This window comes from Thermomonas sp. (assembly GCF_025993755.1).
Lineage (GTDB): Bacteria > Pseudomonadota > Gammaproteobacteria > Xanthomonadales > Xanthomonadaceae > Thermomonas.
Genome location: NZ_JAMQHN010000002.1, coordinates 22,647 through 31,206, shown reverse-complemented (window position 1 = coordinate 31,206; position 8,560 = coordinate 22,647). Strand labels below are relative to the sequence as shown.

Here is an 8,560-nt window from a genome sequence, read left to right as displayed (position 1 = left end):
GCGGATCAAGCGCGTGCACGGCGAAAGCGATGGTGCGGGCGGTGGACTCATCAACGAGGCCAATGACATCGAACAGCATGGTGTCTCCAGTGGAAGTGGGGCGACAGGGAAGCGGGCATCCTGACCACGCATCGTGGCGGGTGCCTTGACCGGAATCATGACCTCCGGCATTTCATGACGTGCCGCTGGCGATCAATCCGGGGTGCGCTCCGGTGCCGCAAATGGAATGGCATCGGGCGCGACGGCGCCGCCGCTGATGATGAAGCTCATGGCCTGGTCGACCGTCCAGTCGGTGGGCGTGATCTTCTCGACCGGGACGATTTCCAGATAGCCCGAGGTCGGGTTGGGCGTGGTCGGGACATACACGGCGGCCAGTTCGCGGCCGCTGCCCTGCTCGCGCATGACCCGGGTGACGAAACCGAGCGTCTTCATCTGGTTGTGCGGGAAATCGATCAGGACCACGCGCTGGGTGCCGTCCGGCTTGGTCTGGAGAATGTCGAGCAACTTGCGTGCGCTGCCGTAGATGGTGCTGGCCAGCGGGATGTGCGCAATCAGCGCTTCGAACCAGCGCAGCAGCCGCTGGCCGACCACGCGCCGCGCCAGCCAGCCGACCAGCAGGATCGTGGCGACGGTGGCGACCAGCGCGAGCGCGCTCTTGACCCAAGGCGCCACCAGCCAGCCCAGCGCGCGTGGGCTGGCGTGGGCGAGATCCTGCAGCATCGGCTCGACCAGTGGCTGGCTGAGGCTGCCCAGGGCGACGAACACGAACTTGACCACCACCCATGTCAGCCACAGCGGCAGCAGGGTGAGCAGGCCGGTCAGGAACAGGCGCTGCAGGCGCTGTCCGGTCGAAAGCGGGGGGCTCATGAACTTATTGTGCCTGCCGGAATGCGGTTCGTCAGTTGGCGCGAACCAGGCGAATGCCGATGTCGTCGTAGCCGCGCGAGGCGTCGAGGGGCTGTGCCTTGCCGCTGGCCATGCGCAGCGTGCAGGCGGCATCGGCGCACAGCGTCACCCAGCCGGCGACCGGCGTGCGCGGCTGCTGGCGCAGTTCGCCGGCGCTCGGGAGCCGGTAGCGCTTGCCTTCCTGCGCGCTACGCCAGCTGGCGTAGGCCTGGGCGTCGGCGGCCGATACGCAGACCACGGGTCGGGCGTCGCTGCCGGTCGTGTCCCAGCGCGGCCGGCGCCCGAACAGCTTCTTGCCGCAGTCGGCGGGCGCGCGTCCGCTTGCGGATGCGAAACGTGCGTATTCGGCGCGGGTGACGTTGACGATGGCAACGCTGGCCGCCTCGGCGGGCGTTGCGTGGCCGGCGGCTGTGGCCGGTGTGGCGCCGGCACGGCGCTCAGGCTTGCCGGCGGTGGCTGCCGTTGCCGAAAGAGCGTCGATCCGCGCCAGCAGCGCGCTGCGTCGTGCAGGTGGGAGCCCCATCCAGCCGGTTCCGGCCAGCAGCGCGTTCGCGGAGGCGGCGTCGCGCTTGGCGAGCAATGCGGTCAGGCGCGCATCCAGCGCGGCGTCCAGTTTCGCGCGCAGCGCGACCATCGCCTCGCCGGTGCCGCCGCGCCGCGTGTCCAGCGACTGCGCGTGTTCGAAATAGCTGCGTGCGGTGGCCGGATCGCCGCCCTGGACGGCGTGCACGGCGCCTTCGGCCAGCGCATCGAACATCTGCGCGGTCAGGTGCTGGACGATCGGGTTGGTGGGATTGATCTTCCAGGCGGCTTCGAGGCTGTCCCATGCGTTCGCGTTGGCAGGCGCCAGCAACTGGCCTTCGCGCAATTGCTGGTCGGCATTGGCCAGGTAGGCGCCGATGCCCTGGCCGGGAAACGCATCCAGCGCGCTGGATGCTGGGTCCGGTGTGGCCGATCCTGCGGTGGTTTGAGCTTGAGCTGGATCGGATTCGGCGGCTGCAGCGCCAGCCTCCGGTGTCGATGACGCAGTTCCGTCATGCCAGCGCGACCAGCCGAAATACGCGCCTGCAATGACCAGCGCGAGCACGCCACCGGCTAGCACCAGCGTGCGTTTGCTGCCGCCGCTCTGCTCGGGCGTTTCCGGGACATAGGTGTAGCCGCGGGGCACTTCGACCGTGCCGAAAGCCTTGCCGGCGCGCTGTTCGATCGCGTCCAGGGCGGCCAGCATGTCGTTGGCGCTGGCGAAGCGGTCCTCCGGCTTCTTCGCCATCGATCGGTCGATCAATGGCTGCCAGTGCTTCAGGCTCGGCGGCAGACGCGGTATGGGTTCCTGGGCGTGCTTGACCGCCATCGACAGCGCGTCGCCGGCGCTGTAGGGCAGGTGCCCGGTCAGCATTTCCCACGTCAGCACGCCCATGCTGTAGAGATCGGCGCGGCGATCCACGTCCTTGCCGCGCGCCTGTTCGGGCGCCATGTAGGCGGTGCTGCCGACCGCCACCCGCTCGCTGGTCAGGCGTGGATTGCTGCCGCGCTGCTGGGCGATGCCGAAGTCCGCCAGCATCGGCCGGTCCACGTCGTCGAACAGGACGTTCTCGGCCTTGACGTCGCGATGGACGACGCCGCGGACGTGGGCGTAGTCGAGCGCTCCGAGCAGCGCACGCAGGATCGCGGCGACTTGCTGCTGTTCGCCCACCAGCTTGCGCTGGGCCAGATGGCCGTGGGAGAGCCAGGACATCGAGTAGTACGGCAGCCCGTCGGCGCTGCGGCCGACGTCATGGATGCCGACGATATTGGGATGTTCGAGGCGGGCGATGGTGCGTGCCTCGTTCTCGAAGCGGACGCGGCTGACCTCGTCGGCCAGCGCGTCGGCCAGCATCACCTTCAGCGCGACCTTGCGGCCCAGCGAGTTCTGCTCGGCCAGATAGACGATGGACATGCCCCCCTGGCCGATGACTCGGTGGAGGGTGTAGCCGGCGATGGTCGGGAATCCCTGCTGCGTGGCCAAGGTTGGGATCGTCTATCGATGACGGATTGTCGCGAGGATACGACAGGACCCGGCGTACTGTGAACGCCCGCCGGTGGCATGAGGTCATGACAGCAGCAGAGCCGACATCTGCCGCCGGTAGCGACCGACCAGGTCTTCGTCGTCGAGGATCCGGAAGGCGTCGATCAGGGATTTGCGCGGCAGGCCGTCCTCGAAGCTGCGGTTGCGGCGGAGCATTTCCATGAACTGGGTCAGCCCGGCCTCGGGGTTGCCTTCCACGATCCGGCGCACGCCGAGCAGATGCCGGGCGCGCAGGTCGTCCGGGTTGTTGGCGATGGCCGCTTCCAGAACTTCGGCCGGTGGCGCGTCGTGCAGCAGGGCCGCAAAGCCCAGGCGCGCGCGCGCCTTGACCGCGCGGTCGTCGGTGGCGAGGTTGGCGGGCAGGGCGTCGAGAAGTTTGCCGGCCTCGTCGGTGGCGCCCACCTGCAGCAGCGCCAGCGCCAGGTCGAGTTTCAGCCCGGCATTGTCGGGTTCGGTCTCGACCGCCTTGCGCAGCCGCACCGCTTCCCGGTGCGGATCGACCGGCGGCGTCGTTTCCGGCGCGGCTTTCTCCGGCTCGGACGGTGGCGCCGGCTCGATGCCGTGATGCTTGAGGAATTCGCGTAGCTGGCCTTCCGGAAGGGCGCCGGAAAAGCCGTCGGCGACCTGCCCGTCCTTGACCAGCATGACCGTGGGCACCGAGCGGATCTGCACGGCGGCGGCCAGTTCCCGCTCCTTGTCGACATCGACCTTGGCCACCTCGAAGGCGCCGTTGTAGTCGGCCGCAAGTTTTTCCAGCACGGGGCCCAGGGTCTTGCACGGCCCGCACCAGGTGGCCCAGAAGTCGACCAGCACCGGAACCTGCATGGAACGCGCGATCACGTCCTCTTCGAAGCGGGCGGCGGTGGCGTCGAATACGTGCGGATGGCTGGCATCGGTCATGGTGGCGTCGCTTTGGGGAATGAATGGGAGATGGCGGCGGCGGTGCGGATTAACAAGTGATGTAAAAAACAGTTGACATAACGAACCGAAGATGTCATATATACATTACATTTCGTCCGGTGGAGTTTACGTTCATGCTGCATCTGTCTCCGCGCTCGCAACTGATTGCCTGCCTGTTGCTGGCGGGTCTGGGCTTGGCCTTGTTTTTCGGTGGCGACTACCGCGACCTGGGGCTGCCCCTGGGTTGGGTAGGCAGCGTGCTTTTCGTCGCCGCGACCTGGTTTTGCGTGGATGCCTTGCATCGCATCCCGCACAGCGATGACGAAGCGGCGATCGCCCATGGCGAATGGCAGGCCTGGGTCGGGGTGGCCTTCGTGGGGGCGGTGATCGCGTCCAGCCTGCTGAATGCCGACGTGTTCCAGTCGCAGGTGCCGATTGGCCGCAACCCTGAGGCCAGTGCGGTGGGCAAGCACATCGGCACCCTGTTCGTGGCCTGGCTGGTGCTGGCCTGGGTGCTGAAACAGCGTTGGGCGGGCAAGGTGCTGGCGGATGAGCGCGACACCCGGATCGAATTGGTCGCCAGCCAGTGGGGGCGCTTCGCCACGACGTTCTGCGTGATCGGTATCGCGGTGCTGCTGGGCTTTTCCGATACCGAGCGCCTGCGCGAGTTCAGTTATCCCTTCATCGCACAGATGTTGCTGTTTGCGCTGCTGTGGGGGTTGTGGTTCGACCAGTTGATGACGGCGCTGCTGTACTGGCGGGATCGCAGGGCGACGGCATGAGTGGCACCGCGATCAGCAATGAAATTCGCAAGCTGCGCTTCCTGCGCGGCGAGATGACCCAGCAGGCGCTGGCCGACGCCTGCGGGGTGACCCGGCAAACCATCATCGCGCTGGAAGCGGGGCGCTATGCGCCGTCGCTGGAGCTGGGTTTTCGCATAGCCGATGCGCTGGGTGTGCGGATCGAGGAGGTGTTCCAGTGGAACAAGACATGATGTCCAGCCTTCCGCAGTCGAATGTCGCCGGAGCCCGCCGATGAGGAAGCCAATCCTGCTGGCCGCTGCAGCGCTCTTGCTGTTCGCATTGGCGCTGATGGCGGCCGGCGTCGGTTTGCCCGAGTATTCGCATCGCCTCCATCCGGTCGCGCTGCGCGGGGCCAGCGGACTGCCGGGCGCCTGGCTGTTCAACCTCGGCGCGTTCCTGTTGCCGGGTGCTTGCCTCGTGCTGTTCGGACGCGACCTGCGCGCCGCGCTGGGCGATGCCCGCTGGGGCGCGCGGATCGGAATGACCCTGATCCAGCTGTCGGCGCTGGCGTTCGCGCTGCAGGGGGCGTTGCCGCTGGACCTTGAGCATCCCGACGCGGGCGCCAGCCGACTGCACGCGCTGGTGTGGGCGTTGTGGTGGATCGCCTTTGTCCCCGGCGCCCTGCTGCTGGGCGTGTTCGCACGGCGCGGCGCGGGGTTTGCGGCCGCCTGCCTGCTGGCCGCAGGCCTGATGCCGGTCTTGGCAGTGCTGGCGCCGGTCGACGGCTGGGTCGGGCTGGAGCAGCGGCTGGCGTTCGCGCTCTGGCTGGGCTGGTGGCTGCTGGCGGCAAAGGTTTTCAGCCGTATTTCAGCTTCATCCGCAGGATCACGCCCGCCAGCAGGAAGGTGATGGCGTTGGAGACGATCATTGGCCAGGAATCGAGGAAGATGCCGTAGCCGAACCAACAGACGATCCCGAAGGTGAACACGATGTACATCCACAGCGAGATGCCGTGGGTGTCGCGGCTGCGGATGGTCTTGATCGCCTGCGGGACGAACGACAGGGTGGTGCAGGTGGCGGCGAGGTAGCCGAGCCATTCCAGGGACATGTGCGGGTGCCGGAAACGGGAACAGCGCCGATCATGGCGGGTTTTGCTGCACTGCGGTAGGCTTCCCGATCATTCCCGAGGTTGCGTCTGCCGCCGTGTCCGAGTCCGAACCCGCCGTTTACGATCCGCGCGCCGTCGAGGCCGCCGCCCAGAAGTTCTGGACCGATACCCGCGCCTTCGAGGTGTCCGAGGCGTCGGGCAAGCCGAAGTACTACTGCCTGTCGATGCTGCCGTACCCGTCCGGCGCGCTGCACGTCGGCCACGTTCGCAATTACACCATCGGCGATGTCATCAGCCGCCACAAGCGCATGACCGGTCACAACGTGCTGCAGCCGATGGGCTGGGACGCCTTCGGCCTGCCGGCCGAGAACGCCGCGATCAAAAACAAGACCGCGCCGGCGAAGTGGACCTACGCCAACATCGAGCATATGCGTGCGCAGCTCAAGGCACTGGGCTACGCGATCGACTGGAGCCGCGAGTTCGCCACGTGCAAACCCGACTACTACGTCCACGAACAGCGCATGTTCGTGCGCCTGCTGAAGAAGGGCGTGGCCTACCGCAAGAATTCGGTGGTGAACTGGGATCCGGTGGATCAGACCGTGCTGGCCAACGAGCAGGTGATCGACGGCCGCGGCTGGCGCACCGGCGCGGTCGTGGAGAAGCGCGAGATCCCGCAGTGGTTCCTGCGCATCACCGATTACGCGCAGGAGTTGCTGGACGAACTGGACGGGCTCGAAGGCTGGCCGGATTCGGTCAAGACCATGCAGCGCAACTGGATCGGGCGCAGCGAGGGGCTGGAAATCCAGTTCGAGGTCGACGGCGAACAAGCGCCGCTGACGGTTTTCACGACGCGCCCCGATACGGTGATGGGCGTCACCTTCATCAGCATCGCCGGCGAGCACCCGCTGGCGCTCAAGGCCGCGCGGAACAATCCTGAATTGGCCGCCTTCCTCGCCGAGCTCAAGCACGGTGGCGTGTCCGAGGCGGAACTGGAAACCCAGGAAAAGCGCGGCATGGCCACCGGCCAGTGGGCGAAGCACCCGCTGACCGGCGAGGACATTCCGATCTATGTCGCCAACTTCGTGTTGATGGGCTACGGCACCGGCGCGGTGATGGCGGTGCCGGCGCACGACCAGCGCGATTGGGAATTCGCCAGGGCCTATGGCCTGCCGGTCAAGCCGGTGATCGTCGATGCGGCCACCCGCGACGCGCTGGAAGAACTGGAATCGCATCTGGACGAGCACGACGACCCGATGGCGGTGGCGCTGGGCGAACGCCGATCGATCGACGTGTTCGAGGCGGACGCGGCGGTGGCGGTGGTGCGCGACTACCTGCGCGGCATCGACGAGGACGCGGCGCAGACCGAGCACGGCTGGCTGATCAATTCCGGCGAATTCAACGGCCTCGATTTCGATGCCGCCTTCGACGCGATCGCGGCGAAGCTCGAAGCCCTTGGCCGCGGCCGGCGCAAGGTCAACTTCCGCCTGCGCGACTGGGGCGTGTCGCGCCAGCGCTACTGGGGCTGCCCGATCCCGGTGGTGTACTGCCCGTCTTGCGGCGCCGTGCCGGTCCCCGAAGACCAGTTGCCGGTGCTGCTGCCGGAGGACGTGGCCGATGCTTTCGCCTCGGGCGACGTGCATTCGCCGATCAAGTCCGACCTCGAGTGGCGCAAGACCGCCTGCCCGAACTGCGGCAAACCGGCCGAGCGCGAAACCGACACCTTCGACACCTTCATGGAATCGAGTTGGTACTACGCGCGCTACACGGCGCCGGGCGCGGCCGACATGGTGGACGATCGCGCGAACTACTGGCTGCCGGTCGATCAATACATCGGCGGGATCGAGCACGCGATCCTGCACCTGATGTATTTCCGCTTCTATCACAAGCTCCTGCGCGACGCGGGCCTTGTCCGCAGCGACGAGCCGGCGGCGCGCCTGCTGACCCAGGGTATGGTGATCGCCGACACTTTCTACCGCGAGGACGGCAACGGCGCGAAGCAGTGGATCAATCCCGCCGACGTCGCGCTGCAGCGCGACGACAAGGGACACATCACCGGCGCGACGCTGCTGGACGACGGCCAGCCGGTGAAGATCGGCGGCACCGAGAAGATGTCGAAGTCGAAGAACAACGGCGTCGATCCGCAGCTGCTGGTGGACAAGTTCGGCGCCGATACCGTGCGCCTGTTCTCGATGTTCGCCGCGCCACCGGAGCAGTCGCTGGAGTGGAGCGAAGCCGGGGTCGAGGGCATGGCGCGCTTCCTGCGTCGGCTGTGGCGCGATGTGCACGCGCATGCCGGCCAGCCGGATCATCCCGAAGTCGATGCCACGCAGCTCGATGCCGCCCAGAAGGCCTTGCGCCGGCAGACCCACGCGACCATCCAGAAGGTGGGCGACGATTTCGGCCGCCGGCATGCCTTCAATACCGCGATCGCCGCCTTGATGGAATTGCTGAACGCGGTCGGCAAGTTCAACGACGCCAGCGCGCAGGGGCGGGCGGTGCGCCACGAGGCCTTCGAGGCGATCGTCCTGCTGCTCAATCCGATCACCCCGCACATCAGCCACGCGTTGTGGCAGGTGCTGGGCCATCCCGAAACGCTGCTGGAAAACCTGCCGTTCCCGCAGTCCGATCCTTCCGCGCTGGTGCGCGATGCCGTCACGCTGGCGGTGCAGGTGAACGGCAAGCTGCGCGGCACGCTGGAGATGCCGCCGGAAGCCACCCGCGAAGCGATCGAAGCGGCTGCATTGGCATTGCCCGCCGTGGCGGCGCAGTTGGGCGGGATCGCGCCGCGCAAGGTCATCGTGGTGCCGGGGAAGATCGTCAACGTGGTGGCCTGAGGTT

Annotated in this window: 8 protein-coding genes; 4 read left to right on the top strand and 4 right to left on the bottom strand. The window is 67.2% G+C overall.

Annotated elements, in window-relative coordinates; genetic code table 11:
* Nucleotides 1-192: 192 nt before the first annotated feature.
* The 3 genes from Q0X16_RS00150 to trxA all read right to left on the bottom strand — a co-directional run bounded on the left by Q0X16_RS00150 (nucleotide 193) and on the right by trxA (nucleotide 3,871).
* Nucleotides 193-867, bottom strand: coding sequence for a DUF502 domain-containing protein (locus Q0X16_RS00150; protein ID WP_297829265.1), 675 nt, complete (start codon nucleotides 865-867; stop codon nucleotides 193-195).
* A 31-nt stretch (nucleotides 868-898) separates the two neighbouring features.
* Nucleotides 899-2,911 carry a bifunctional serine/threonine-protein kinase/formylglycine-generating enzyme family protein gene (locus Q0X16_RS00145; protein ID WP_297829262.1) on the bottom strand — a complete coding sequence of 671 codons (2,013 nt, stop codon included), beginning with the start codon at nucleotides 2,909-2,911 and terminating at the stop codon, nucleotides 899-901.
* Nucleotides 2,912-2,995: 84 nt separating this feature from the next.
* Nucleotides 2,996-3,871: a thioredoxin gene (gene trxA / locus Q0X16_RS00140; RefSeq protein WP_297829259.1), complete on the bottom strand. Its 876-nt coding sequence runs from the start codon at nucleotides 3,869-3,871 to the stop codon at nucleotides 2,996-2,998.
* 134 nt (nucleotides 3,872-4,005) lie between these two features.
* Here trxA and Q0X16_RS00135 point away from each other — a divergent pair, with 134 nt between their 5' ends.
* Genes Q0X16_RS00135 through Q0X16_RS00125 form a run of 3 tightly spaced genes read left to right on the top strand, consistent with a single transcriptional unit; the run spans nucleotide 4,006 to nucleotide 5,523 of the window.
* A complete protein-coding gene (locus Q0X16_RS00135) occupies nucleotides 4,006-4,653 on the top strand; it encodes a hypothetical protein (RefSeq protein ID WP_297829256.1) in 648 nt (215 codons plus the stop codon).
* Nucleotides 4,650-4,865 (top strand): helix-turn-helix transcriptional regulator, encoded by a 216-nt coding sequence (locus Q0X16_RS00130; RefSeq protein WP_297829253.1) that lies wholly within the window; start codon nucleotides 4,650-4,652, stop codon nucleotides 4,863-4,865. Before Q0X16_RS00135 ends, Q0X16_RS00130 begins: the two co-directional genes overlap by 4 nt.
* Nucleotides 4,866-4,905: 40 nt before the next feature.
* Nucleotides 4,906-5,523 carry a DUF998 domain-containing protein gene (locus Q0X16_RS00125; protein ID WP_297829250.1) on the top strand — a complete coding sequence of 206 codons (618 nt, stop codon included), beginning with the start codon at nucleotides 4,906-4,908 and terminating at the stop codon, nucleotides 5,521-5,523.
* Here the strand turns inward: Q0X16_RS00125 and Q0X16_RS00120 are convergent.
* Nucleotides 5,471-5,722 (bottom strand): SemiSWEET transporter, encoded by a 252-nt coding sequence (locus Q0X16_RS00120; protein ID WP_297829248.1) that lies wholly within the window; start codon nucleotides 5,720-5,722, stop codon nucleotides 5,471-5,473. The genes Q0X16_RS00125 and Q0X16_RS00120 overlap by 53 nt on opposite strands.
* A gap of 95 nt (nucleotides 5,723-5,817) precedes the next feature.
* Here Q0X16_RS00120 and leuS point away from each other — a divergent pair, with 95 nt between their 5' ends.
* Nucleotides 5,818-8,556 carry a leucine--tRNA ligase gene (gene leuS, locus Q0X16_RS00115; RefSeq protein WP_297829245.1) on the top strand — a complete coding sequence of 913 codons (2,739 nt, stop codon included), beginning with the start codon at nucleotides 5,818-5,820 and terminating at the stop codon, nucleotides 8,554-8,556.
* Nucleotides 8,557-8,560 lie beyond the last annotated feature (4 nt).

Excerpts from the sequence above, each read along its gene's own strand:
- Q0X16_RS00150 (WP_297829265.1), bottom strand. The coding sequence starts at position 867 with ATGAGCCCCCCGCTTTCGACCGGACAGCGCCTGCAGCGCCTGTTCCTG.
- trxA (WP_297829259.1), bottom strand. The coding sequence starts at position 3,871 with ATGACCGATGCCAGCCATCCGCACGTATTCGACGCCACCGCCGCCCGC.
- Q0X16_RS00135 (WP_297829256.1), top strand. The coding sequence starts at position 4,006 with ATGCTGCATCTGTCTCCGCGCTCGCAACTGATTGCCTGCCTGTTGCTG.
- Q0X16_RS00130 (WP_297829253.1), top strand. The coding sequence starts at position 4,650 with ATGAGTGGCACCGCGATCAGCAATGAAATTCGCAAGCTGCGCTTCCTG.
- Q0X16_RS00125 (WP_297829250.1), top strand. The coding sequence starts at position 4,906 with ATGAGGAAGCCAATCCTGCTGGCCGCTGCAGCGCTCTTGCTGTTCGCA.
- Q0X16_RS00120 (WP_297829248.1), bottom strand. The coding sequence starts at position 5,722 with ATGTCCCTGGAATGGCTCGGCTACCTCGCCGCCACCTGCACCACCCTG.